We start from the raw sequence: 24,397 nt of genomic DNA, 5'->3' as shown, positions 1-24,397 counted from the left end.
TCTGGCTGCTCTGGCTGCTCTGGCTGCTCTGGCTGCTCTGGCTGCTCTGGCTGCTCTGGCTGCTCTGGCTGCTCTGGCTGCTCTGGCTGCTCTGGCTGCTCTGGCTGCTCTGGCTGCTCTGGCTGCTCTGGCTGCTCCGGCTGCTCCGGCTGCTCCGGCTGCTCCGGCTGCTCCGGCTGCTCCGGCTGCTCCGGCTGCTCCGGCTGCTCCGGCTGCTCCGGCTGCTCCGGCTGCTCCGGCTGCTCTACGGCAGCATCCTGCGTTTCGAGCGCTGCCGGCAGGTTTTCGCCATCGGCACCGTCGAGCTGGGCAAACAGGTTGGCCTGCACCTCGGACGACTCCAGCATCGGCAACTGGTCCAGCGCCTGCAGGCCCAGATCGTCCAGGAACTGGCGCGTGGTGGCAAACAGTGCAGGACGGCCCACGGTTTCGCGGTGGCCGATCTCCTCGATCCAGCCCCGGTCTTCCAGCTGCTTGATGATCAGGCTGTTGACCGTCACGCCGCGGATGTCCTCGATGTCACCGCGCGTCACAGGCTGACGGTAGGCGATGATGGCCAGGGTTTCCAGGGTGGCGCGGGAGTAGCGGGGAGGCTTTTCCGGGTGCAGACGGTCCAGGTAGACGCGCATTTCCGGCTTGCTTTGAAAGCGCCAGCCCGAAGCCACCTGCACCAGCTCCACACCGCGCTGTGTCCAGTCGCGTTGCAAAGCCAGGAGCAAATCCTTCAGCGTGTCGGTACCCAAAGTGCCATCGAACAGAGCGCGCAGCTCTTTGAGCGTCACCGGCTGGTGCGCGCAGATCAAGGCAGTTTCGAGGACCCGTTTCGCATCTACCGTATTCATGAGCGGAGATTCCGGGGGAAGTCAGAGTGCGCCTTCACAGGCGTGCCATACAGCGTACGCAGGCAGGCAGCCCGCGCAGTGTCAATGGGGGGGATTGTAGCGCAGCCCCAAAAAGTCGATGGCCGCCATGAAATCGGCCGGCGGCGTGCTGCGCACCAGCACCTCCTGGCCGGTGATGGGGTGCACAAAGCCCAGGCGGTAGGCATGCAGCGCCTGGCGCTCCATCCCCGCCAGGGGCGTGCCGCCGTACAGGGCGTCGGCCAGCAGGGGGTGGCCCAGCCAGGCCATGTGCACACGGATCTGGTGGGTGCGCCCGGTGTGGAGTTTGCAATGCACCAGGCAGGCCTGCTCGGCCGAGTCCACCCCGGTGATGTCGGTCTGCGCCGGCTTGCCCGCCTGGCTGCCCAGGTCGACCACGGCCATGCGCAGGCGGTTGCGCGGGTCGCGGCCGATGGCCTGCCGGACTTCGCGCATGCCACCGCGCCAGGCGCCGTGCGCCAGCGCCACGTACTGGCGCGAGACATCGCGGCGCGCGATCATGGCCACCAGCGCGTCCATTACCTGGCGGCTCTTGGCCACCACCATCAGGCCGCTGGTGTCCTTGTCCAGGCGGTGCACAATGCCGGCACGCGGTACCTGGGCCGCGCCCGCATGCCAAGCCAGCAGACCGTTGAGCAAGGTGCCGCTCCAGTTGCCGGGTGCCGGGTGCACCACCAGGCCGGCCGGCTTGTTGACGATCAGCAGGTGCTCATCCTCATAGGCCACATCCAGCGCCATGGTTTCCGCACGGAACGACTGGCTTTGCGCCGTCGGTCGCATTTCCACCTGCAGGCGGTCGCCCCAGCGGACCTTGGCGGAGGCCTTGGTGACGACCGCGCCCTGCACCTGCACGGCCCCCTGGGCCAGCAGCTGCTGCAGGTAGCTGCGCGAGAACTCGGGCACCAGCTCTGCCAGCACCTTGTCCAGCCGCAGGCCATGCAAGGCGGTGGGCACCTCCACGGCGCGCAGCTCCGCCTGCTCCTGGACCTGCGCCCAGTCGTCCGCTTCCACGCTGTCGATGGCCTCTGTTGACTCCGTCACACCCGCATCCTTGTCTGTGTTGTCTGTGTTGTCTGTTGTTGCATAAAAAAAGCCAGCGCCGGCAGACACGCTGGCACTGGCTACGGCGGATCGCCCGGGCGATCAGCGTGCGGGCAGATAGCGCGAGGGATCGACCGGCTTGCCCTGGCGACGCACTTCAAAGTGCAGCTTCACGCGGTCGGCGTCGGTGCTGCCCATTTCGGCGATCTTCTGACCTTTCTTCACATTCTGGTCTTCCTTGACCAGCAGCTTCTGGTTGTGGGCGTAGGCCGTCAGATAGGTGTCGTTGTGCTTCAGGATGATCAGGTTGCCGTAGCCGCGCAAACCGGCGCCGGCATAGACCACGCGGCCGTCCGCAGCGGCAGCGACCGGATCGCCGGCCTTGCCGGCGATGTCCAGCCCCTTGTTGCGGGACTCGTCAAAGCCTGCCAGCACGGCGCCGGAAGCCGGCCAGATGAAGCCCTGGCTGGTGTCGGCAGCGGGTGCCGGCGTCTTGGCCGGAGCAGGCTCCGCCGGTGCGGGCGTGCTGGTGGCCGGTGCAGAGCCGGCATCGCTGCCACCCACCACCACCGGCGCCACGGCGCGGCCGCCCGAGCTGCTGGAAGCCGGTGCGGAAGCCACCGACACATTGGGCGGCACCACGCGCACCACCTGACCGACTTCGATCAGGTTGGCATTTTCCAGATTGCTCCAGCGGGCAATGTCCTTCCAGCTCTGGCCGTGTTCCAGACCGATGCGGATCAGGGTGTCACCGGGCTTGACGGTGTAGTAGCCGGGCTTGCCGGCGTTCTCGGCACCCGGCAGGGTGGACGGATCAACCGCAGGCGCCGAAGTCGAAGAAGCGGGACGCGAGGCGCCGCGGTCTTCCACGGGAGCCTTGTTCACTTGTGCGCAACCCGCCAGGATCCCCCCGGCCACAACCAACGCACTCCAAGTGCCAAGACTTCGCGTAAACAACATATGCAATTCCCTTTCAGGCAATCCCCGATTTTAGAGGGACAAAATTCACTGCTTCCAGAACTGTTTCATTGAAACCGTAAGGAGTTTTGTCAATCACCAGCAGGATCTGCTGGCCATTGCTCTGGACCATGGGGGCCACCAGGCGCCCGCCCACGGCCAATTGGTCGCACCAGGCGGCCGGCACCGCGTCGCCGCCTGCGGCCGCAATGATGCCCGCATACGGGGCACCTTGCGCATAGCCCACCATGCCGTCCCCAAAAATCAGGTGCACATTGGTGAGTCGCAAAGGACGCAAATTGTTCCGCGCCTTTTCGTGCAGGCCGCGCAGGCGCTCGATGGAGTAGACCTCCCGGGCCACGCGCCCCAGCACCGCAGCCTGGTAGCCGCAGCCGGTGCCGATCTCCAGCACCCGGCCCAGGCCGCCGCGCGCGCCTTCCGCACCCAGCAGCAGCTCGATCATGCGGGCCACCACGCTGGGCTTGGAGATGGTCTGCGCCAGGCCGATGGGCAGGCTGGTGTCTTCATAGGCCTGGTTGACCAGGGCGGTGTCGACAAACAGGTGCCGCTCCACGCTGCCCATGGCCTGCAGCACCGCTGCCGAGCTGATGCCGGAAGCCGCCAGGCGCTGCACCATGCGGCTGCGCACGGCCGCCGAATCCAGGCCCACGCCCCGGGGCGCCGGCATGGGCGCAGCGCTGCGCGGTGCGGCATTGCCGGCCGGGCGGACCACCGGGCGCACGGCATTCTGCGCGCTGGGCGGGCCCAGGCGGGCAGGAAAGCTGGGCCGCTTGGGCTGGTTCATGCATCCTCCTTGCGGGGCTCCACGGCCTCCAAACGTGCGGCAGTTTGTGCCCAATACACCAGGTGATCGTGGTCCGTGAGGTCCACTTTCAGCGGCGTCATGGCCACATGCCCATGGGCTGTGGCATGGAAATCGGTGCCCTCGGATTCGTCCAGCGCCGCACCGGCGCTGCCAATCCAGTACATGGTCTCGCCGCGCGGGCTGACCTGGGTGATGACCGGCTCGGCCGAATGCCGGCGTCCCAGCCGGCAGACCTTGACGGCGCCCAGCTGCTGCGCCGGCAGGTTCGGAATGTTCACATTCAGCAGCCAGGGCTTGGTGCCCAGCAGCTTCTGCTGCGCCAGCTGCGCCACCATGTCGCGGGCCTTGCCGGCCGCGGCATCCAACTCCACCCAGTCGCGCTCCACCTGGGAGAACGCGATGGACGGCACGCCGAACAGATAGCCTTCCATGGCGGCGCCCACGGTGCCGGAATACACCGTGTCGTCGCCCATGTTGGCGCCGTTGTTGATGCCGGACACCACCAGATCCGGCTTGTAGCCCAGCAGGCCGGTCAGCGCGATGTGCACGCAATCGGCCGGGGTGCCATTCACATAGCGAAAGCCGTTCGGCGCTTCGCGCACGTACAGCGGGGAATGCAGGGTCAGCGCATTGGATTTGGCGCTGTTGTTGTGCTCTGGCGCCACCACCTCCACATCGGCGATGGTCTTGAGTGCGTTGTACAAGGCGACGATGCCCGGCGCTTGATAGCCGTCATCGTTGGAAATAAGAATCTTCATGCTGTGCAAACGGGTTGCCCGGATTGTAGGGTGCTCACTCTTGCCCCCAAATACTTGCGGCGTTGTGCGGACATGCGACACCGTTTGCGCACGATGTCCCGGCCTGGTGCTGTGTTCTGTCACACTTTTGCCCGTCCCCCTCCTCTTTCCTCCCAAAGGTCTACCCCCGTGGCTGAACGCTCTGTCCCAGATATCGCCCGTGAAGCTTTCCGTCTGCTGGCCACCCGCAAGCTCCCGCCCACGCCCGAAAACTACCAGACCGTCTACGAGGAAGTGGCCGGCCAGCTGCCCCGCCCGCCCTTCCCCAGCAAGGCGCTGCGCCAGATATTCAGCGTGCTGCCCGCGCAAAGCGCGGTGCAGCAGCGCATCGCCCTGCATTTCAACCAGGCCATCAACGACCAGAACTGGCACGGCATCCAGCAGGCCATTCTGGCCTATGCGCACATGGACGACGTGCTGGCTGCCCACCAGTCCATGGGCACCGTACCGCCGGCCCCGGCCCCACAGATGCTGGAATTGCTGCCGCCCGAGTTGGCCGAGCAGTTGGCCCGGGTGTTGGAGCACATTCTGCCCATGCTGTCCGAGGATGAGGACCGGCGCATGCACGAGCTGACCGACCAACTGGTGCATTTCCTGCGCATTTCGCCGCCTGCGCTGCAGGATCTGCTGCACATGCTGCAGAACTACGCCTACCGCCTGTCCTTTGCCACCGAAGACCAGGCCCAGCGCCGCCGCGCCATCCAGGGCCTGCTGCGCACCATGGTCACGCACACGGCCGAACTGAACCAGCAGGACAGCACCTTGCAGACCCTCAGCACCACGCTGCTGCAGGCGCTGGAGCAGCCCTGGACGCTGCCCCACCTGGACCAGCTGCAGCAGCAGCTCCAGACCCTGCTGCTGCGCCAGCTGGACCTGCACAGCCGGGCCGGCGAGGCCCAGGCCCACATCAAGGACCTGCTGGGCGAATCCCTGCAGCGCCTGGCTGCGCTGTCGCACAGCAATACCGTGCAGACCCGCCAGATCGAGGAATGTGCCGGCCAGCTGGAGCAGGCCCAGGGCCTGGCCGACATGGCGCCGGTGCTGGAGCAGCTGGTGGCCGCCACGCGCTCGATCGCCACCGAGAACAAGATCGCCCACGCGGCCCTGCAGGATCTGCAGGAGCGCAGCACCCAGGAGCAGCAGTCCATCGAGGCCCTGCAAAAAGCGCTGGACACGGCCGAGGAACTGGCCCGCCACGACCCGCTGACCCGTGCGCTGAACGCCAAGGGCCTGGAAGAAGGGCTGGACCGCGAGATGGCCCGCGCCACCCGCTACCGCACACCCCTGAGCCTGGCATCGATGACGCTGGAAGGCCTGCACGCCCTGGGGCTGGAGCATGGCCCGGCCCTGGTGGAGCAGGCCCAGTGCCACCTCGCCATGGTGGCGCGCTCGGTGCTGCGGCCCCAGGATCTGCTGGCCCGCGACCAGGCCAACCACTTCTTTGTGGTGCTCTCCGGCGCCCATGCCGACGATGCCCTGCAGGCCCTGATCCGCCTGCAGCAGGAGCTGGAACGCCGCCCGCTGCTGAGCGAGGATGAAAAAATCAGCTTGCGCATCAGCGCCGGTGTGGTGCAGGCTTGGCCTTCGGAACCGCGCCTGGACCTGATGAACCGTGCCGATCAGAGCCTGCAGCATGCCCAGATGACGGGATCGGGCGGGCGCCTGGCACGCGGCTGATCTGGTCCTGTCCTGCACCGCGGGGCAGGCCCGCGCGGTCACACTCCCACCTGTTGCACAGCCACATCAACAAGGAGAACCGCATGCCCATGCCCCGACGCGCCGCCCCCTGGGCGCTGACAGCCGCCACCGCCGCTGCAGCCGCCCTGCTGTCCGCCTGCTCCTGCCCTTCCCTGCACTACGCCACGCCCACGCTGGAGCCCGAAGGCAGCTCCGGCTGGACCGACAAGCCCGGCTGGGCCACCGAAAAGTTTGCCGTGGCCGCCGCCAACCCACTGGCCACCGATGCCGGCTACCAGGTGCTCAAGGCCGGCGGCAGTGCCGTTGATGCAGCAATTGCCGTGCAGCTGGTGCTGGGCCTGGTCGAGCCGCAGTCCAGCGGCATCGGCGGCGGCGCCTTTCTGCTGCACGCCGCCGGCACCAAGGTCGAAGCCTATGACGGCCGCGAAACCGCCCCCGCAGCGGCTACCGAAACCCTGTTCCTCAAGCCCGACGGCACACCCATGGCGTTTCACGACGCCGTGGTGGGTGGGCGCTCCGTGGGCACGCCTGGCGCCATCCGCATGCTGGAGCTGGCGCACCAGGAGCACGGCAAGCTGCCCTGGGCCAGCCTGTTCACGCCGGCCATCCAGCTGGCGGACCAGGGTTTCAAGGTGAGCCCGCGCCTGCACACCATGCTGTCGAACGAGAAGTTCCTGAGCGCCGACCCCGAAGCCCGCGCCTATTTCTACGGCGCCGACGGCAAGCCCCTGCCCGTGGGCCATGTGCTGCGCAACCCGGCCTATGCCCAGGTGCTGCGCGCCCTGGCCCGCGATGGCAGCAAGGCCCTGCACGAAGGCGAAGTGGCCCAGGCCATCGTGCAGAAGGTGCGCAGCCATGCCACCAATCCCGGCCTGCTGAGCACCCAGGATCTGGCCGGCTACCGGCCCCGCAAGCGGGAAGCCCTGTGCCATGACTGGAACATTCCGCCCACCCCCGCCAGCGCCACCGCGCGCAGCTACCGGGTATGCGGCTTTCCGCCCCCGGGTTCCGGCGGCATTGCCGTGGGGCAGCTCCTGGGCATCCTGGCGCAGACGCCCGCCGCAGCCATGCCGCTGGATGCCCAGGGCCTGCCCACGGCCAACTGGCTGCACTTCTACACCGAGGCCGCGCGCCTGGCCTTTGCCGACCGGGGCCTGTACGTGGCCGACCCGGACTTTGTGCAGGCACCCGGCGGCAACTGGCAGAACCTGCTGGACAGCCAGTACCTGGCCGAACGCGCCCGCCTGATCGGGGCGCAGAGCATGAAGGTGGCCCAGCCCGGCAACCCGGTCTCGGTGCGCAGCAGCTACGCGCCCATGGCGCACCAGATCGAGTACGGCACCAGCCACATCAGCATCGTCGACGCCCAGGGCAATGCCCTGGCCATGACCACCACCATCGAAGACCAGTTCGGCAGCCGCCAGATGGTCAAGGGCTTTTTGCTGAACAACGAGCTGACCGACTTCAGCATGGCCCCGCGCACGGCCGACGGTCAGCCGATTGCCAACCGGGTGCAGCCCGGCAAGCGCCCACGCTCGTCCATGGCGCCCACGCTGGTGTTCGACAAGGCCACCGGCCAGCTGCTGATGAGCGCCGGCAGCCCCGGCGGGGCGCAGATCATCCACTACACGGCCAAGACGCTGTGGGGGGTGTTCGGCTGGGGGCTGACGCCGCAGCAGGCCATCAACCTGCCCAATTTCAGCAGCCTCAACGGCCCCAGCCTGCTGGAGGAAAAGCGCTTCCCCGAGGCCACGGTCAATGCCCTGCGCCAGCGCGGCGCCGAGGTGAAGGAGCAGCAGCTGACCAGCGGCCTGCAGGCCATCACCCGGGGCGAAGCCCATGGCAAGACCTTCTGGTTCGGCGGCGCCGACCCGCGCCGCGAAGGGGTGGTGATGGGCGACTGAGCCAGCCCCTCACCGGCCTTGCCCCGCCCTGCGGAGCACCCACACCGGGTGCACCACAGGGCTGGCAGCCAAATCCAGGGGCATCTGCTAGTGTTGTAGTGTTGTAACGTTGCATTCATCCACCTTCACTGACTGCCCCTTGAACGTGCCATGCGCCTTGCACCAATATTCGCCCTCCTGAGCCTGGTGCTGAGCCTGGCAGGCTGCAGCCTGCCTTCGCTGGAAGGCCGTACCGATAGCCAGGCCGTGGCAGCCGATACCACCGGCCAGTCCCGCCTGGGCCTGGCGGTGCAGCAGCTGCGCAGCAGCGGCCACGATGCGGCACTCACCGGCATCTATGCGCTGGCCGACCCGCGCGAAGCCTTTGCGGCGCGCGCCCTGCTGGCCCGGGCCGCAGACCAGACCCTGGATGTGCAGTACTACATCTGGCGCGGCGACAAGACCGGCCAGTTGCTGCTGCGCGAGCTGCTCACCGCCGCCGACCGCGGCGTGCGCGTGCGCCTGCTGCTGGACGACGGCGGCACGGCAGGGCTGGACGCCGAGCTGGCCGCGCTGGACAGCCACCCGCTGATCGAGGTGCGCCTGTTCAACCCCTTTGTGCTGCGCACCGGCAAATACCTGGGCTATCTGACGCATTTCCCGCGCACCAACCGGCGCATGCACAACAAGTCCTTCACCGCCGACAACCAGGCCACCATCATCGGCGGGCGCAATGTGGGCAACGAGTACTTCGGCGCCACCGACGGCGTGCTGTTCTCCGACCTGGATGTGCTGGCCATTGGCCCGGCCGTGCCCGAGGTGTCGAACGACTTCGACCGCTACTGGAACAGTGCCTCGGCCTACCCCATCGCCTTGCTGGTGCGCCCGGATGCCGACACCACGCCCGACGCGCTGCGTCAGCAGTACCAGGTGCTGGCCGCCTCCGCCGCCTCCGAGGACTTTGCCCGTGCGGTGGAGATGACGCCCTTCATCCAGCAGCTGCTGCAGGCCCAGCTGCCACTGGAATGGGCGCCGGTGGACCTGGTCAGCGACGACCCGGCCAAGGTGCTGGGCACGGCCGCGCAGGAGGGCCTGATGCTGCCCCAGTTGCTGCAGCGCACCGGCATGCCCACCCAACGGTTGGATCTGGTCTCGCCCTACTTCGTGCCCACCCGCTCCGGTACCGAGGCCCTGGCCCAGCTCCAGCGCAGCGGCGTGCAGGTGCGGGTGCTGACCAATGCGCTGGAAGCCACGGACGTGGCGGTGGTGCATTCCGGCTACGCCAAATACCGCAAGCCGCTGCTGCAGGCGGGCATCGAGCTGTTCGAGATGCGCAGCAACAACCCCCAGCCGGTGGAGCTGGAAGACCAGTTCAAGCTGGGCTCGCTGGGCAGCTCGGGCACCAGCCTGCATGCCAAGACCTTTGCCATCGATGGGCAGAAGGCCTTTGTCGGCTCCTTCAACTTCGACCCGCGTTCGGCCATGCTGAACACCGAGCTGGGCTTTGTGATCGACAGCCCGGTGCTGGCGCGCCAGATCAGCGACACCTTCGACACCCAGGTGCCGCTGCGCGCCTACCGGGTCGACCTGGATGGACAGGGCCAGCTGCAGTGGCAGGCCCAGAACAACGACGGCGGTGTGGACACCTACGCCAAGGAGCCCTACTCCAGCTGGTGGCTGCGCCTGCTGCTGCGGGTGCTGGGCTGGCTGCCGATCGAGTGGCTGCTGTAGTCAGTCCCCCACAGCAGAACAAACGCCCCGCAGGCGCAGCAGCGGCCCGGTCTGCCAGCGCGCCCGGCGTCAGGCCGCCGGGCGCTGCCAGGCATAGGGCTCCAGCTCGGGGTTCAGCGGCGTGTGGGCCAGGTTGTTGGCAAAGTTGGACAGGGTGGCCAGGCTGATGCCCAGCACCACTTCCAGCGCCTGCTGGTCGCTGAAACCGGCAGCACGCAGGGCCTGCAGCTCGGCATCGGGCACGTCGCCGCGTGTGGCGATCACGCTACGGGCAAAGCGGGCCAGGGCTTCCAGCCGGGCGTCGGGCAGGGTCTGGCCGGCGCGCATTGCTTCCACCACGGCCGGGTCCAGCTTGCCTTTGCCCAGCGCAGCCGGGGTGTGCGCCGCCACACAGAAATGGCAGCCATGGGTGGTGCCGGCCACCAGTTGCACCACCTCGCGCTCGCCGGGGTTCAGGCTGGTGCGCATGTTCAGGCCGGAGACTGTCATATAGGTTTCCAGCGCCGCCGGCGCCTGGGCCAGCATGCCGACGAAGTGGGGCAGAAAGCCCATGGCCTTCTGCGATTTCTCCAGCAGCGGGCGAATGGATTCGGGGGCGGACTCGGCAGTCAGAATGGGCAAACGCGCCATGGCAGATCTCCAGGGAAGGTGGCGAAAGCGCCAGCCTAGCGCCAAACCGCGCACGCTGCAGCCACCACCGCCGCTGTGCCACCCCTGCGCCGTGTTTATCCATAGATATGGGGCAATGCGCCCTGCCCAGCCCTGCGTCCGGCCCCTGTCTGGCGCCCCCGCTGTCCCACGCCGGCACAGGGCTGAGCCGGGCGCCGCAAGCGCTGAACGGCCCGCCCGGCGACAATCCCTCTTCTTTCGTTTGCGGATTGCCTGCCTCCACCATGTCTTTTGCCTCCCTGGGCCTTGCCCCGTCCCTGGTCCACGCAGCCCAACGCCACGGCCTGCTAGCTCCGACCGCCATCCAGACCCAGGCCCTGCCGGCCATCCTGGACGGCCAGGACCTGCGCGCCTGTGCGCCCACCGGGTCGGGCAAGACGGCGGCCTATGTGCTGCCGCTGCTGCAGCGCTGGATGCTGGCCGACGCGCCCACCGGCCCGCGCAGCACGCAGACCCTGGTGCTGGTGCCCACGCGCGAGCTGGCCAGCCAGGTGGCCGAACTGGTCTACCACCTGGGCGAGGCCATGGGCCAGCGCCCCAAGGTGGCCGTGCTGACCGGCGGCGTGTCGATCAACCCGCAGCTGATGGCGCTGCGCGGCGGCGTGGACTGGGTGATTGCCACACCCGGCCGCCTGCTGGATGTGGTGGAACACAGCCGCCTGCAACTGAACCGCATCCACACCCTGGTGCTGGACGAGGCCGACCGCCTGATGGACCTGGGCTTTGCCGAGGAACTGGACCGCGTGCTGGCCCTGCTGCCCGCCACCGGCCAACGCCAGACCTTGCTGCTGTCCGCCACCTTCCCGCCTGCGGTGGAAGCCATTGCGGCCCGCCTGCTGCAGGACGCGGCCGCCCGCGTGGAAATTGCCTCCACCCTCCAGCAGGATGCCACCATCGTGCAGCGGGCCCTGCATGTGGACGCGACCAGCCGCACCCCGCTGCTGCGCGATCTGCTGCAGGAATTCCAGTGGCCGCGCGCGCTGGTGTTTGTGGCCAGCCGCTACAGCGCCGAGCATGTGGCATTCAAGCTCAAGGCCCACGGCATTGCGGCCCGCGCCTTCCACGGCGAACTGAGCCAGGGCGCGCGCCAGGCGGCGCTGGCCGACTTCAAGTCCGGCCTGCTGCAGGTGCTGGTCACCACCGACCTGGCCGCGCGCGGCATCCATGTGGATGCGCTGCCCGTGGTCGTCAACTACGACCTGCCGCGTTCGCCCACCGACTACACCCACCGCATCGGCCGCACCGGCCGTGCAGGCCTGAGCGGCCTGGCCATCAGCCTGGTCAGCCCCGCCACCGCAGCCCACTGGCAGCTGATTGCCAAGCGCAACGCACTGGAAGTGGCACTGGAAGACCTGCCCGCCTACCCGGTGACCGAACAGCCCCCGGCCCGTGCCCCGCACGAGGACGGCGACAACGGCGGCGTCAAAGGCAAGCGCATGAGCAAGAAGGACAAGCTGCGCGCAGCAGCAGCAGCGGCGGCGGCAGCTGCTGCTGGCGACGGCTCCACGCCACGCTGATGGCGCTGCACCGGCAGCGACCAAGCGGGCGGGGGGGCCGGCGGCCTGCCCGCATGGCCCAGTGCGCTGCAAGGCCATGCCTGCGCTTTGATAATTTCGGTGTTGATAGCACGCCGCGCTTGTGCAGCGTGCGCTGCCACCGCTTTTGATCCACGGCATGCCCCGCCAGAACACCCGTCCCACCGATTTTCCGCCCGCAGTGCAGCAGCAGATTGCGCGGCTTGCCGAATGCATCGTGGCCGCACGCAAGGCCCTGGGCGAGACCCAGGCGCAGTGGGCCGCCCGGCTGGGCATTTCCCAGCCCACCATGGCGCGGCTGGAGCGCGGAGATGCCTCGGTGTCGGCTGCCACCTATATCCTCTGCCTGAGCCAGCTCAACCCCCAGCTGGACCTGACCGTGCTGCTGCCCCGCAGCGCCGCACCGGCAGCGCCTGCGTCGGCCCCAGCCAAAACATCGGCCACGGCTGCTGCGCCTGCCACGCCCTCTGCGGACACCGGGGTGGATGACTTTGTGTCGCTGCTGGCCTCCTGGGCACCGGCCAGCGTCTAGCCACAGCACAGCCAGCACGGCATCGCTCAGCGTCGCGGGATCACCGTGCCGCCGTCTGCGCGGGCGGGCTCATTCGCGCATCTTGCGGTCTTCGCCCTTGGCTTCCTGCATGGCTTCGGGCTCCAGTTCCTCGGCCGAGCGGTTCAGGTGGATGAACGCACCCCACCCCGCCAGCAAGGCACCCACCGCCACGATCAGGGCCGAGGAATACAGCAGGCTGGCCGGGTCTTCCTGGGCCTTGAACGTGGCCACCAGGCCCTCGATGGCCAGTGCCACCACCAGCACCACCAGAAAACGGGACAGAAACCGGCGCACCCGCGTGGGGCCGCTGATGTGGGCATCGCGCACCACTTCCTCTTCCACCACGGTCTGGGCGATCTGCAGCGCCACCACGCCCGAAGCCAGAATGCCGAGCGCCTGCACCATGTGCAGCGTGGCATCGGCATCCAGCCCTCCGGACCACACGCTCCATGCGGTGCGGGCGGCGATCCAGACCAGGGTCAGCGCTGCCAGCGCAAACAGCAGGGCAATGACGGCATGCACGGCCGTGAACAGACTGTGGACCAGTTTCATGGGCGACACTCCTCGGACTGTCGGCCATGCTTTCACAGGTGGCGCGGCGGGCGCGTAGGACAGCACCCGCAGCCGCGCTGGCGGGCTATGCGGCGTCGACGTCAGGCCCCGGCGCGCAGGCCCTGGCCCATGGCCAGCACCGCCGCGATATTGCGCGCCGCGCTGCGCACATTGTGTTCGGCCTCGGCCAGCGCATCCTCGATGGTGCAGATGCGGCTGAGCACGCTGAAGATGGCGTCGATGCCGTGGTCGTGCACCACATGGGCATTGGTGCCCAGGCCCCCGGCAATGCCGACCACCGGCTTGCCGAACTGCTTGGCCACCGTGGCCACACCAAACGGGGTCTTGCCAAAGATGGTCTGCTGGTCGATACGGCCTTCGCCGGTGACCACCAGGTCGGCGTCCTTGACCGCGGCCTCCAGGCCCACGGCCTTGGCAATGATTTCGCAGCCCGGGCGCAGTTGGCCTTTCAGAAAGGCCAGCATGGCCGCGCCCATGCCACCGGCGGCACCGGCGCCGGCCACGGCGTCCACGTCCGCCCCCACGTCACGCAGGATGATGCGGGCGAAGTGCTGCAGGTTGGCGTCCAGCTGCTGCACCATCTCGGGCGTGGCGCCCTTTTGCGGGCCGAAGATGGCCGAGGCACCGCGCGGGCCGGTCAGCGGGTTGTCCACGTCGCAGGCGACTTCGATGGTGCATTCGGCCAGGCGCACATCCAGGCCGGAGGCATCGATGCGGTCCAGCTGCGCCAGCGGCGCACCGCCACGGGCCAGCTGCTGGCCTTGGGCGTCCAGCAGCTGCACGCCCAGGGCCTGCAGCATGCCGGCGCCGCCGTCGTTGGTGGCGCTGCCGCCAATGCCCAGAATCAGGTGGCGCGCACCGGCGTCCAGCGCGGCGGTGATCAGCTCGCCGGTGCCGTAGCTGGTGGTCACGCGCGGGTCGCGCCGGGCCGGCGGCACCAGGGCCAGGCCGCTGGCGGCGGCCATCTCGATCATGGCGGTGCGGCCGTCGCCCGTCAGGCCGTAGAAGCCGGTGACCCGCTCGCCCAACGGAGCGGTGACTTCCACCTCGATGTGGCGGCCCTGCGTGGCCTCGACCATGGCCTGCACCGTGCCCTCGCCGCCATCGGCCATCGGCACCTTGACGTACTGGGCATCGGGGAAAATTTCCTGGAAGCCCCGTTCGATCTGCGTGGCCACTTCCAGGGCGGACAGGCTTTCCTTGTACGAATCGGGGGCAATGACGATTTTCATGGTCTGGGCTTTCGCAAACGGCTGCGGCTTCGAACCGCTTGCACTGCCAGCCCGCACAGGGTGCGCGGTGACAGCCAGGATCGAAGCCGCAGGCCACGGGTCATGCGCCGGCGGCGCACGACAATGTTCGCGATTGTAGGGGGCGCTTTACAGCATGAAGGCGCTGGCTGCCCAGATGCAGGCAAAGGTCACCACGCCCATCACGAAGGTGGACGAGGAGAACACGCGCAGCGACTGCTGCATCTCGATGTTGGAGAACTTGGTCACCACCCAGAAATAGGAGTCGTTGGCGTGGGAGGCGATCATCGAGCCCGCGCCAATCGCCAGCACCGCGAACACGCGGCCCATTTCCGAATCCAGGCCGAAGGTCTGCAGGCTGGGGCTGATGATGGCGGCGGTGGTCAGTGCGGCCACGGTGGAAGAACCCTGGGCCGTCTTGAGCAGCGCCGCAATGATGAAGGGCACCAGCAGGCCGACCGAGGCACCGCCCAGCACTTCACCCAGCGCATTGCCCACGCCGGTTTCCTTGATGATGGCGCCGAACATGCCGCCGGCGGCGGTGATGATCAGGATCGGGCCAGCCTTGACGATGGCCTCTTCCAGCACCTTGGTGAAGTCGCCCTTCTGGCCGCCATGGCGGCTGAGCAGCCAGACGCCGCACAGCATGCCCACCAGCAAAGCCATCACCGGGTTGCCCAGGAAGTGGAACACGGTGGCTCCGCCATCCTTCATGCCCAGGGTGGTCAGCAGGGTGGAAATGGAGATCAGCACCAGCGGCAGCACCACGGGCACCAGCGCATGCGAGAACTTGGGCAGATTGTCCTGCGACAGGTCGTCGGCACCGTCCTCAATCTCGGCGGGGGCGTAGTTCTGGCCCTTGTCCATCAGGCCGGCCCAGTAGTAGGAGGCCAGCAGACCGGGAATGGCAAACAGCACCGAGGCCAGCACCAGCATGCCCAGGTTGGCATTCAGGGCGGTGGCCGCCGCCAGCGCGCCAGGGTGGGTGGGAACCAGGCAGTGCACCACGAACAGCGAGGAGCCCATGATGGCGGCGATCAGCGGCATTGAGGTCCTGGAGCTGGCGCTGACGCTGCGCGCAATGCCGCTCAGGATGATGTAGCCGGTGTCGCAGAAGATGGTCAGGCCGGGGATGAAGCCGGTCCAGGCCATGGCGGCCTTGGCGTTGCCCTTGCCCGCCAGCTTCAGGATGTGGCTGGCAATGCTCAGCGCGCCGCCGCTTTTTTGCATGCACACCGCAATCGCCGCACCAAAGATGATGATGAAGGAGATGCCGCCCAGCGTGTTGCCGAAGCTGCTCTTGAGGGTGTCGATCACCTTGCCCAGCGGCATGCCGGAGCCCAGCGCCAGCGCCAGCGATACGGCGAACAGCGATCCGAAGACGCTGAACTTCACCTTGGATGTGAGGTAGATGATGGCCACAATACTGAGGACCACCAGAACGGATGAGAGTGCGATGCTGCTCATGGTTGGTGCGGGCAAGAAAGGGGGAAAGGGGCGGAACGCTGCACTGGCAAGCCGGCAGTCCGGGAGAGGGGCGGCGGCCCCGCTGACGACCTTGCCACGCCGGACCCACAAAGCTGTCCAGGCGACAAAGATGGGCGGGATTATAAAAGTCCGCTCCCTCGGCAAGAGGTCGCCTCCCAATACCCTGCGCCCCCGGACCACCGCCGGATGAACAGCCTCCATCGGCAAGAGCGGCCCCTCACTCCCTGGAGGCAGCATGGGTGGTTCGCACCAGCGTGTGCAACGGCTACCCCCATCGCAAAGGACGACGCTGCCAGCACGGCAGCGAGGGTCTTTATCCCCCGAACCGCTCCCGGTATACCACGGGCGTGATGCCCAGGCGGCGCACAAACAGGTGGCGCAGCGCCTGCTCGGAGCCCAGACCCACCTTGGCCGCCACCGTCTTCAGCGGCAGCGCGCCCAGGTTTTCCAGCAACTGCTTGGCGCGCTCCAGCCGGGCATTTTCCACAAAGCTGCTGGGGCTGCAGCCGGTTTCCTGCTGGAACACGCGGCGGAAATTGCGTTCGCTCATGGCCGCCTTGTCGGCCAGCAGCGCCAGCGGCATGGGCTGGTCCAGGTGGGCCAGCACCCATTGCTGGGCCGCCTGCACGCCGCTGTGCTGCGTGGCCTGCGCCGCCAGCGACACACTGAACTGCGACTGCCCGCCCGGGCGCTTGAGGTACATGACCAGATCGCGCGCCACATCCAGCGCCAGGGCGTGGCCGAAGTCCTGCTCCACCACGGCCAGCGCCAGATCGATGCCGGCCGTCACCCCTGCCGAGGTCCAGTAGCTGCCGTCCCGCACATAGATGGCGTCGGCATCCACGGCAATGTGCGGATAGCGCTGGGCCAGCAGCCCCGCCACGCTCCAGTGCGTGGCCGCGCGCCGGCCGTTCAGCACGCCGGCCGCCGCCAGGAAGAAGCTGCCGCTGCACAGCGCAATCATGCGCCCGACCTGGGGTGCCACGCGCGCCACCCAGTCCACCAGTTCCGGCGAGGCTGCCAGCACCTGCTCGATATGGCGCGAGCCCACCAGCAGCACCGTGCAGCCCGTGCCGTCGGCCTCCACCTGGGCCAGGGTGTGCGTGGCCTGCAGGCCCATCAGCGTGTCCGAAGGCACCGGTCCCGCCTGCGCCGCCACCACACGCACGGCATAGCCTTCGGGCAGGCCCTTCTGGCGCAGGTGCACATTGGCGTAGTCGAACACCGACATCGGTCCTATGGCCTCCAGGGCCTTGAAACCGGGGTAGACAACCAGATCGACGCGGTGGGCGCCTGCGTGGCGGTGTTCCATATCCAAAACAAGAGCAGTCTGTGCAAGTACAACAAGTGCTGCAGGCCGTTCATCACAGCCCTGCAGCGCGCTGCGACCGACTATACGCAAGCGGCGCCCCGGGCGGTTGGGGCCCGGCGTGCAGCCACCGTGACCGGCGGGGCTTCTGGCGGGCCCAGCCTGTCCGGCCTACCCAGCCGAATCCCGCACCCGCGAACCAAGGGCTACAGCAGGTCCGACTTGCGGCACAGGGGCGCCTCGGTCAGCGGCACCATGACGTCGCTCACCTTGGCCGGGACCTGCGGCGTCAAACGGGTGACGACCGACAGGCATTTGTCCCTGGTGCTGATGAAGCTGGCCTCGTAGTCCGTGCCCGCCTGCAAGGTGACCGTCTTGTTGACACTGCACTGGTAGCGCTTGCCCCCCGAGATATGGCCGTTGCTGAGATAGACCAGAGTCAGCGGCTGGTTGGCGGGGACATAGAACTCGGCCACCACCGTGGGAATCTCCTTGGGCACCACGTGCAAGGGTGCGTCCGGCATGCCCAGGGAGCGGTTGTTCTGGTCTGCAAAGCCTTTGAGGCTGGCCACCATCACCCCTGCGTCGGGCAGGCGCCAGTCCACACAGCTGCTGCGGGGCACGGCGCGCACCATGCCGTCGGACACCACGCGCACGCGGGCACGCTCGCCGCCATCAGGCTCTTTGTACGTGGTGGAAAAGGATTTGACGGTCTGGATATTGCCGCAGCCAGCCAGCAGCACGGCTCCCACGGCAACTGCCGAAGCTTGCAGAAAACGCATATATACAGTTGGGGTGATGGAAGAAAAACGGACCTCCATTCTGCGGCACCCGCACCAGCCCTCCCAGACCAGCGCCAGCACCCGCCATGGCCCAGGCCGTGCTGCGCGTGGTCATTCGGTTGGCTGCGGGCAATGGTGGCAGTGACGGCCATGGGCGCTGCGGCCATCCCATAACCACGCCACCGGGCCAGCACCGGCCATGGGTGAAATCCAACTATGGATATGCGCAAAACACGCTTAATTCCAAATGCTTATCAAGATAAATTTCTTCATAAGCATTTCAAATTAAGGACCTCCCCATGCCCCGCTTTTCCGTGACCCGTGTTGCCGCAGCCGCCGTGCTGGGCCTGTCCGCGCTGTCGTCGTTTGCCCAGGCCGTTCCTTCCGAGGTGCGGCTGGCCTGGGCCGGCGGCCCGCGCGTGTGGATTCTGGGCAAGATCGATGGCTCGTTCGACAAGGCCTTCGGCACCAAGACCAAGTGGGTGCAGTTCGCGTCGGGCGCCGATGTGCTGAGCCTGTTTGCGGCCAAGGAAATCGACATTGCCCGCTTTGGCTCCAGCCCGGCTGCGGCCGGCATTGCGCGCAAGCTGCCGATCGAGGTGATCGGCACGCCCGAAATCATTGCCACCGCAGAGCGCCTGATTGCCCGTGACGGCATCACCGACCTCAAGGGCCTGGAAGGCAAGACCGTGGCCTACCCTGCCAACTCCACCGCGCAGTACGCGTTCGAGCAGGCCGTGAAGCTGGCCAAGGTGGACCGCAGCAAGATCAAGGCGCTGTCGCTCAAGCCCGCCGAGATTGTGGCCGCCTGGAAGCGCGGCGACATCGACGCCGCCTATGTCTGGGGCCCCTTCACCCAGCAGCTGGAAGCCAGCGGCGGCAAGCAGATCTATGTCACCAAGGACCTGCAGAAGCACCAGGTGCTGGTATTCAACAACTTCGTGGTGCGCAAGGAATTTGCCGAGAAGCACCCCGAGCTGGTGACCAAGTTCCTGCGCGTGGTGCAGGACAAGGTGGACCAGTACAAGAAGGACGAGGAAGGTTCGGTGCAGGCGATTGCCAAGCACCTGGACATTCCGGCCGACAGCGTGCGCAGCACCCTGGGCGGGCTGGAATACCCGTCGCTGCAGGAGCAGTTGACGCCGGCCTTCATCGGGGATGAAAAGACCAAGTCCAACTCGCTGATCACCAAGGCCTACAAGGACTCGGCCGAGTTCCTGGCCGGCATCGGCGAGCTGCGCAAGCAGGAAGTGCCGGTCAGCTACGGCCCCTACATCAACACCACCTATCTGCAGCGCGCTGCGGCCGCCAAGTAAGCAGGCTGCGCCATGTCCCTATCTTCGCAAACGCCGCTGCCGCTGTACCTGCCGCCCACGGCGACGCAGGCCCCATCGCCACAGCCCGAACAACCCGCCCGGTCCGTACAGCCCGGGCGTGCCCGCCGGGTGCCCACTGCGGGCCGGCTGGCGGTGGTCAGCATCGCCAGCGTGCTGGCCGTGCTGCTGCTGTGGCAGGCCAGCGGCAGCCTGGGCTGGGTGGATCCGCTGATGCTGCCGCCCCCCTCCGAGCTGTGGCACACCCTGGTGGAACTGACCCAGGAAGGCTACCGCCAGACACCGCTGTGGCAGCACCTGCTGACCAGCACGCTGCGCGCGCTGGTGGCCTTTGTCGTGGCCATTCTGGTTGGCGTGCCGCTGGGTCTGTCCATGGGCCTGTCGGCCACGCTGTCCGCCACGCTCAATCCTTTTGTGCAATTTTTGCGGCCCCTGCCCAAGATTGCGCTGGTGCCACTGGTCATCGTCTGGTTCGGCATTGGGGAAGGCGCCAAGTTCTTTCTGATCTTCATCGCCACGGTGCTGAGCATCGTCGTGGGTGCCGCTGCGGCGGTGGCCCACATCAGCCAGGCACGGCTGCGTGCGGCGCAGACGCTGGGGGCCAGCCGCCGCCAGCTGTTCAGCCATGTGGTGCTGCCGCACGCCCTGCCCGAGCTGTTCACCACGGTGCGCCTGGCCATCGGCATTGGCTGGACCTCGCTGATCGCCGCCGAAATGGTGGCGGCCAATTCCGGCCTGGGCTGGATGGTCATCAACGCCGGCAGCTATCTGCGTACCGATGTGGTGATGCTGGGCATTCTGCTGCTGGGCCTGATCGGCTATCTGTTTGACGTGGGCCTGGTGCTGCTGCAGCGCCGTTATGCCCCCTGGGCCGGGAAAGACGCATGAGCGCGCACCTTCACACCACCTCGCGGCCATCCGGTGGTCACCACGACCAGGGCCACCACCATAGCCACAGCCGCATCCAGCTCCAGGGCGTGCACAAGCACTTTGCCCAGCCGGGCAAGGGCGACAGCCAGCAGGTGCTCAGCGATGTCTCGCTGGAGCTGCAGCATGGCGAATTCGTCTGCCTGCTGGGGGCGTCGGGCTGCGGCAAGTCCACGCTGCTGAATCTGGTGGCCGGCTTTGAACAACCCGACGGCGGGCGCCTGCTGTGCGACGGCCGCCCCATCACCGGCCCCGGGCCGGAACGCGGCATGGTGTTCCAGCAGCCCACGCTGTTCCCCTGGCTCACGGTGCGCCAGAACGTGGACTTCGGCCCGCGCATGGCCGGCCAGCGCGCCGCAGACTATGCAGCCCGCGCCGACGAGTTTCTGCGCCTGGTCGGCCTGGCCGACTTTGCCGATCACCACCCCTGGCAGCTGTCCGGCGGCATGCGCCAGCGCGCCGCCCTGGCCCGCGCCTGGCTGCCCGAACCAGAAATCCTGCTGATGGACGAGCCCTTCGGCGCGCTGGACGCCCAGACCCGGCTGGCCATGCAGGAGCTGCTGACCGGCATCTGGCAACAGAAGCGCACCACCATCCTCTTTGTGACCCACGATGTGGACGAGGCGCTGTTCCTGGCCGACCGGGTGGTGATTCTGTCCTCGCGCCCCGGCCGGATCCGCCAGGAGCTGCAGGTACCGTTCGAGCGGCCGCGCAGCTTTGAAGACCTGGTGGCCGACCCGCGATTTGGCGCGCTGAAGCGCGACATCCTGCATATGCTGCGGGAAGAAGCAGCCAAATCGCTGCAGAGCGTGGCCGCATGAGCGCGCCGCGCCTGGTGGGCGTGCTGGGTGGCATGGGGCCGCTGGCCACGCTGGACTTTCTGCAGCGCCTGCTGGATATCACCGGGGCGCAGCGCGACCAGGAGCATGTGCCCACCGTGACATGGAATGTGCCGCAGATTCCGGACCGGCAACAGGCCCTGGCCGGTGGCGGTGAGGACCCGCTGCCCGCCATGCTGCAAGGCATTGCCCGGCTGAATGCTGCCGGCGCCACCTGCATTGCCATTCCCTGCAACACGGCCCATGCCTGGTATGGCCCCTTGAGCGCGCACAGCGCCGCGCCCATTCTGCACATCGTGGACGCCACGGTGCAGGCCCTGCAGACGGCGCCACAGCCATCCCCAGCCCGCGTCGGCGTGATCGCCACGCGCGGCGCACTGAGCCAGCGCCTGTACCAGGGGCGGCTGGAAGCGGCGGGTCTGGACTACCTGACGCCCACCGAGCAGGAACTGGACACGCTGTTCACCCCCGGCTGCTACGCCATCAAGGCCAACGACATTGCCACGGGTGGCCGGCTGCTGGCGCAGACTGCCGAGGCCTTGCTGGCGCGCGGCGCCACGCAACTGGTCATGGCCTGCACCGAGGTGCCCATCGGCCTGCGCCACGCCGCGCCGGAACTGCTGGCGCTGAGCGTGGACCCGGCCACCGCACTGGCCCAGGCCTGCCTGCGTCACTGGCGGCAGGGCTGAGCCAGGGGCAGGCCGCCGCAAGCCACCACTGGCGCCACCACCGCAGCAACCGCTGCAGCCGCCATGGCGGCAACCACGGAGCCAATGCCGATGGCTGCCACAGCGGCCATCACCACCGTATCACCGCCATATGCGGACATAAAGCCTGCGCCACCGGCCATACGGCCCGCCGGGGGCTGGGCTTTGCCTGCGAATGCCCTACAGTCGAGGCTTCGCCAGTGCACTGCGCCCGGCGCCCGGCCATCCCCTGCCGCGCCCGCCCTGTGGCACTGCCCTGCTCCCCCTTCTGGAAAGACCTGTCCCATGAAATCCCGCGCCGCTGTTGCCTTCAAAGCCGGAGAACCCCTGCAAATCGTCGAGATCGACGTGGCCCCGCCCCAGAAGGGCGAAGTGCTGGTCAAGATCACCCACACCGGCGTCTGCCACACCGACGCCTTCACCCTGAGCGGTGACGACCCCGAAGGCATCTTCCCCGCTGTGCTGGGCCATGAAGGCGCCGGCATTGTGGTGGAAGTGGGCGAAGGCGTGACCAGCGTGAAGCCCGGCGACCACGTGATTCCGCTGTACACCGCCGAATGCGGCGAATGCCTGTTCTGCAAGAGCGGCAAGACCAATCTGTGCGTGGCCGTGCGCGCCACCCAGGGCAAGGGCGTGATGCCCGACGGCACCACCCGCTTCAGCTACAACGGCGAGCCCATCTACCACTACATGGGCTGCTCCACCTTCAGCGAATACACCGTGGTGGCCGCGGTGTCGCTGGCCAAGATCAGCCCCGATGCCAACCCCGAGCAGGTCTGTCTGCTGGGCTGCGGCGTGACCACCGGCCTGGGCGCGGTGAAGAACACCGCCAAGGTGCAGGAAGGCGACACCGTGGCCGTGTTCGGCCTGGGCGGTATCGGTCTGGCCGTGATCCAGGGTGCCAAGCTGGCCAAGGCCGGCCGCATCATTGCCGTGGACACCAACCCCGGCAAGTTCGATCTGGCCAAGACCTTTGGTGCCACGGACTGCATCAACCCCAAGGACTTCGACAAGCCCATCCAGCAAGTGATTGTGGAGATGACCGGCTGGGGCGTGGACCACAGCTTCGAGTGCATCGGCAACACCCAGGTCATGCGTGCCGCGCTGGAATGCGCCCACCGCGGCTGGGGCCAGTCCGTGATCATCGGCGTGGCCGGTGCGGGCCAGGAAATCTCCACCCGTCCCTTCCAGCTGGTGACCGGCCGCAAGTGGCTGGGCACGGCGTTTGGCGGCGTGAAGGGCCGCAGCGAGCTGCCTGGCATGGTGGAAGACGCCATGGCCGGCAAGATCCAGCTGGAGCCGTTTGTCACCCACACCATGGGCCTGGCCAAGATCAACGAAGCGTTTGACCTGATGCACGAAGGCAAGTCGATCCGCTCGGTGGTCAACTACGCGGAATAAGGCCGTACACAGCTACGCTGCCATGCAGCCCAGGTGCGCGCTGCATGCTTCCATCTGGAGCGCATGCACGCGCACCCGGCTGCGACCTTCCCGTAAGGCATGGCGTGCGGACACAGACACCGGGGCGTAGGCAGTGGGCGGCGTGGATGGCGAAGCTTGAGCGCGCCAATATGCACACCCGCAGCATGACCCGCACGATCCGCACACCACCGTAGCGCGATCCGGCTCTGCCCCCGTCCGGCCCACCGTCTGCACGCAGACGCCACGCATCCAACAAGCCGCCGCTCCAGCCCCCAGCGCTTGCGCGGCCACCGTTCAAGGAGTCACTCATGGAACTCAAATCCGCCCACGCCTGCTTTGGCGGCGCACAGCGCTACTACCAGCACGATTCGCGCGAGATCGGCCTGCCGATGAAGTTCTCGGTCTACCTGCCGCCCAAGGCCGTGGCGGGCGAGAAAGTGCCCGCCATGCTGTATCTGGCCGGCCTGACCTGCACCGAAGAAACCTTCATGACCAAGGCCGGCGCCCAGCGCCTGGCGGCCGAGCTGAACATTGCCCTGATTGCGCCCGACACCAGCCCGCGCGGCGCCAACGTGCCCGGCGAATCCGACAGCTGGGACTTTGGCGTGGGTGCCGGTTTCTACCTGGACGCCCAACAAGCCCCGTGGGAGCAGAACTGGCGCATGGAAAGCTACCTCATTGAGGAACTGCTGCCGCTGCTGGCCCGCCACCTGCCGATTGACACCCTGCGCCTGGGCATCTTTGGCCACAGCATGGGCGGCCACGGTGCGCTGACCCTGGCGCTGCGCCACCCCGGTGTGTTCAAAAGCCTGTCGGCCTTTGCGCCCATTGCCAACCCGGTCAACTGCCCCTGGGGCCAGAAAGCCTTTGCCGGCTACCTGGGCGCCAACCAGGCAGCCTGGGCCCAGCATGACGCCACCCGCCTGATGGAAAGCCAGGGCAAGCCGCCCTACCCGGCCGGCATCCTGATTGACCAGGGCCTGGCCGACAAATTCCTGATCGAGAAACAGCTGCTGCCCGAAGCGCTGGAAGCTGCCTGCGCCCAGCTGGGCCAGCCGCTCACGCTGCGCCGCCATGCAGGCTATGACCACGGCTACTACTTCATCCAGACGTTCATCGACGACCACCTGCGCCACCACGCGCAGCAGTTGCAGGCCTGAACGGGCTGACGCCGTGCGGCCCATGTCGCACTGCC

The 24,397-nt window shown here is 67.6% G+C and carries 23 protein-coding genes; 11 read left to right on the top strand and 12 right to left on the bottom strand.

Annotated features, from left to right (window positions below; all coding sequences use genetic code 11):
- From scpB to surE, 5 genes are all read right to left on the bottom strand, one after another.
- On the bottom strand, positions 1 to 842 hold an 842-nt coding region (gene scpB / locus KW830_RS21400; RefSeq protein WP_255578633.1), incomplete at its 3' end, for an SMC-Scp complex subunit ScpB.
- An 81-nt stretch (positions 843 to 923) separates the two neighbouring features.
- Positions 924 to 1,922: an RluA family pseudouridine synthase gene (locus KW830_RS16775; RefSeq protein ID WP_218333794.1), complete on the bottom strand. Its 999-nt coding sequence runs from the start codon at positions 1,920 to 1,922 to the stop codon at positions 924 to 926.
- 102 nt (positions 1,923 to 2,024) lie between these two features.
- Positions 2,025 to 2,882: a peptidoglycan DD-metalloendopeptidase family protein gene (locus tag KW830_RS16770; RefSeq protein ID WP_066534066.1), complete on the bottom strand. Its 858-nt coding sequence runs from the start codon at positions 2,880 to 2,882 to the stop codon at positions 2,025 to 2,027.
- A gap of 13 nt (positions 2,883 to 2,895) precedes the next feature.
- Complete coding sequence (locus KW830_RS16765) at positions 2,896 to 3,684, bottom strand: protein-L-isoaspartate(D-aspartate) O-methyltransferase (RefSeq protein ID WP_066534067.1); 789 nt, start codon at positions 3,682 to 3,684, stop codon at positions 2,896 to 2,898.
- Positions 3,681 to 4,463 carry a 5'/3'-nucleotidase SurE gene (gene surE / locus KW830_RS16760; protein ID WP_066534068.1) on the bottom strand — a complete coding sequence of 261 codons (783 nt, stop codon included), beginning with the start codon at positions 4,461 to 4,463 and terminating at the stop codon, positions 3,681 to 3,683. Before surE ends, KW830_RS16765 begins: the two co-directional genes overlap by 4 nt.
- A 168-nt stretch (positions 4,464 to 4,631) precedes the next feature.
- On the opposite strand from surE, the gene KW830_RS21565 reads away from it, so the two are divergent.
- From KW830_RS21565 to KW830_RS16745, 3 genes are all read left to right on the top strand, one after another.
- A complete protein-coding gene (locus tag KW830_RS21565) occupies positions 4,632 to 6,179 on the top strand; it encodes a GGDEF domain-containing protein (protein WP_218333793.1) in 1,548 nt (515 codons plus the stop codon).
- A gap of 83 nt (positions 6,180 to 6,262) precedes the next feature.
- Positions 6,263 to 8,104, top strand: a complete 1,842-nt coding sequence (locus KW830_RS16750) for a gamma-glutamyltransferase family protein (protein WP_218333792.1) — start codon at positions 6,263 to 6,265, stop codon at positions 8,102 to 8,104.
- Between the two features lie 150 nt (positions 8,105 to 8,254).
- The gene (locus KW830_RS16745; RefSeq protein ID WP_218333791.1) at positions 8,255 to 9,814 is read left to right on the top strand and encodes a phospholipase D family protein; all 1,560 of its coding nucleotides are present in this window, start codon (positions 8,255 to 8,257) and stop codon (positions 9,812 to 9,814) included.
- Positions 9,815 to 9,883: 69 nt separating this feature from the next.
- On the opposite strand, the gene KW830_RS16740 is transcribed toward KW830_RS16745, so the two are convergent.
- Positions 9,884 to 10,444, bottom strand: coding sequence for a carboxymuconolactone decarboxylase family protein (locus tag KW830_RS16740; RefSeq protein WP_218333790.1), 561 nt, complete (start codon positions 10,442 to 10,444; stop codon positions 9,884 to 9,886).
- 263 nt (positions 10,445 to 10,707) lie between these two features.
- Between KW830_RS16740 and KW830_RS16735 the strand changes: the two genes are divergently transcribed.
- A complete protein-coding gene (locus KW830_RS16735) occupies positions 10,708 to 12,000 on the top strand; it encodes a DEAD/DEAH box helicase (protein ID WP_218333789.1) in 1,293 nt (430 codons plus the stop codon).
- Between the two features lie 157 nt (positions 12,001 to 12,157).
- On the top strand, positions 12,158 to 12,550 hold the full coding sequence (locus tag KW830_RS16730; RefSeq protein WP_218333788.1) for a helix-turn-helix domain-containing protein: 393 nt from the start codon (positions 12,158 to 12,160) through the stop codon (positions 12,548 to 12,550).
- Positions 12,551 to 12,619: 69 nt separating this feature from the next.
- On the opposite strand, the gene KW830_RS16725 is transcribed toward KW830_RS16730, so the two are convergent.
- The 5 genes from KW830_RS16725 to KW830_RS16705 form a co-directional block, all read right to left on the bottom strand.
- Entirely contained in the window at positions 12,620 to 13,123 is a 504-nt protein-coding gene (locus KW830_RS16725) for a hypothetical protein (RefSeq protein ID WP_218333787.1), read from the bottom strand.
- Between the two features lie 101 nt (positions 13,124 to 13,224).
- The gene (locus KW830_RS16720) at positions 13,225 to 14,376 is read right to left on the bottom strand and encodes a glycerate kinase (protein WP_218333786.1); all 1,152 of its coding nucleotides are present in this window, start codon (positions 14,374 to 14,376) and stop codon (positions 13,225 to 13,227) included.
- A gap of 147 nt (positions 14,377 to 14,523) precedes the next feature.
- Positions 14,524 to 15,861, bottom strand: a complete 1,338-nt coding sequence (locus KW830_RS16715) for a GntP family permease (protein ID WP_218333785.1) — start codon at positions 15,859 to 15,861, stop codon at positions 14,524 to 14,526.
- A gap of 334 nt (positions 15,862 to 16,195) precedes the next feature.
- Complete coding sequence (locus tag KW830_RS16710; RefSeq protein ID WP_218333784.1) at positions 16,196 to 17,194, bottom strand: GlxA family transcriptional regulator; 999 nt, start codon at positions 17,192 to 17,194, stop codon at positions 16,196 to 16,198.
- Positions 17,195 to 17,397: 203 nt separating this feature from the next.
- Positions 17,398 to 17,973 (bottom strand): hypothetical protein, encoded by a 576-nt coding sequence (locus KW830_RS16705; protein WP_218333783.1) that lies wholly within the window; start codon positions 17,971 to 17,973, stop codon positions 17,398 to 17,400.
- 299 nt (positions 17,974 to 18,272) lie between these two features.
- Here KW830_RS16705 and KW830_RS16700 point away from each other — a divergent pair, with 299 nt between their 5' ends.
- From KW830_RS16700 to KW830_RS16685, 4 genes are read left to right on the top strand one after another with little or no spacing between them, the layout of a single operon-like run.
- Positions 18,273 to 19,289 (top strand): ABC transporter substrate-binding protein, encoded by a 1,017-nt coding sequence (locus tag KW830_RS16700; protein ID WP_218333782.1) that lies wholly within the window; start codon positions 18,273 to 18,275, stop codon positions 19,287 to 19,289.
- Between the two features lie 12 nt (positions 19,290 to 19,301).
- The gene (locus tag KW830_RS16695; RefSeq protein ID WP_218333781.1) at positions 19,302 to 20,195 is read left to right on the top strand and encodes an ABC transporter permease; all 894 of its coding nucleotides are present in this window, start codon (positions 19,302 to 19,304) and stop codon (positions 20,193 to 20,195) included.
- A complete protein-coding gene (locus KW830_RS16690; protein WP_218333780.1) occupies positions 20,192 to 21,055 on the top strand; it encodes an ABC transporter ATP-binding protein in 864 nt (287 codons plus the stop codon). Before KW830_RS16695 ends, KW830_RS16690 begins: the two co-directional genes overlap by 4 nt.
- A complete protein-coding gene (locus tag KW830_RS16685) occupies positions 21,052 to 21,762 on the top strand; it encodes an aspartate/glutamate racemase family protein (protein ID WP_218333779.1) in 711 nt (236 codons plus the stop codon). Before KW830_RS16690 ends, KW830_RS16685 begins: the two co-directional genes overlap by 4 nt.
- On the opposite strand, the gene KW830_RS16680 is transcribed toward KW830_RS16685, so the two are convergent.
- On the bottom strand, positions 21,744 to 21,902 hold the full coding sequence (locus KW830_RS16680) for a hypothetical protein (RefSeq protein WP_218333778.1): 159 nt from the start codon (positions 21,900 to 21,902) through the stop codon (positions 21,744 to 21,746). The two genes, KW830_RS16685 and KW830_RS16680, sit on opposite strands and share 19 nt — an antisense overlap.
- 163 nt (positions 21,903 to 22,065) lie before the next feature.
- Here KW830_RS16680 and KW830_RS16675 point away from each other — a divergent pair, with 163 nt between their 5' ends.
- Together KW830_RS16675 and fghA are read left to right on the top strand one after the other, a co-directional pair.
- Positions 22,066 to 23,181 (top strand): S-(hydroxymethyl)glutathione dehydrogenase/class III alcohol dehydrogenase, encoded by a 1,116-nt coding sequence (locus tag KW830_RS16675; protein WP_066534098.1) that lies wholly within the window; start codon positions 22,066 to 22,068, stop codon positions 23,179 to 23,181.
- Between the two features lie 329 nt (positions 23,182 to 23,510).
- The gene (fghA, locus tag KW830_RS16670) at positions 23,511 to 24,362 is read left to right on the top strand and encodes an S-formylglutathione hydrolase (RefSeq protein WP_218333777.1); all 852 of its coding nucleotides are present in this window, start codon (positions 23,511 to 23,513) and stop codon (positions 24,360 to 24,362) included.
- Positions 24,363 to 24,397: the final 35 nt, after the last annotated feature.

The organism is Comamonas sp. CMM03, from assembly GCF_019218715.1.
GTDB classification, from domain to species: domain Bacteria; phylum Pseudomonadota; class Gammaproteobacteria; order Burkholderiales; family Burkholderiaceae_C; genus Comamonas; species Comamonas terrigena.
The sequence above is the reverse complement of the archived record's forward strand: the minus strand, read 5'-3'. Positions and strand labels throughout refer to the sequence as shown.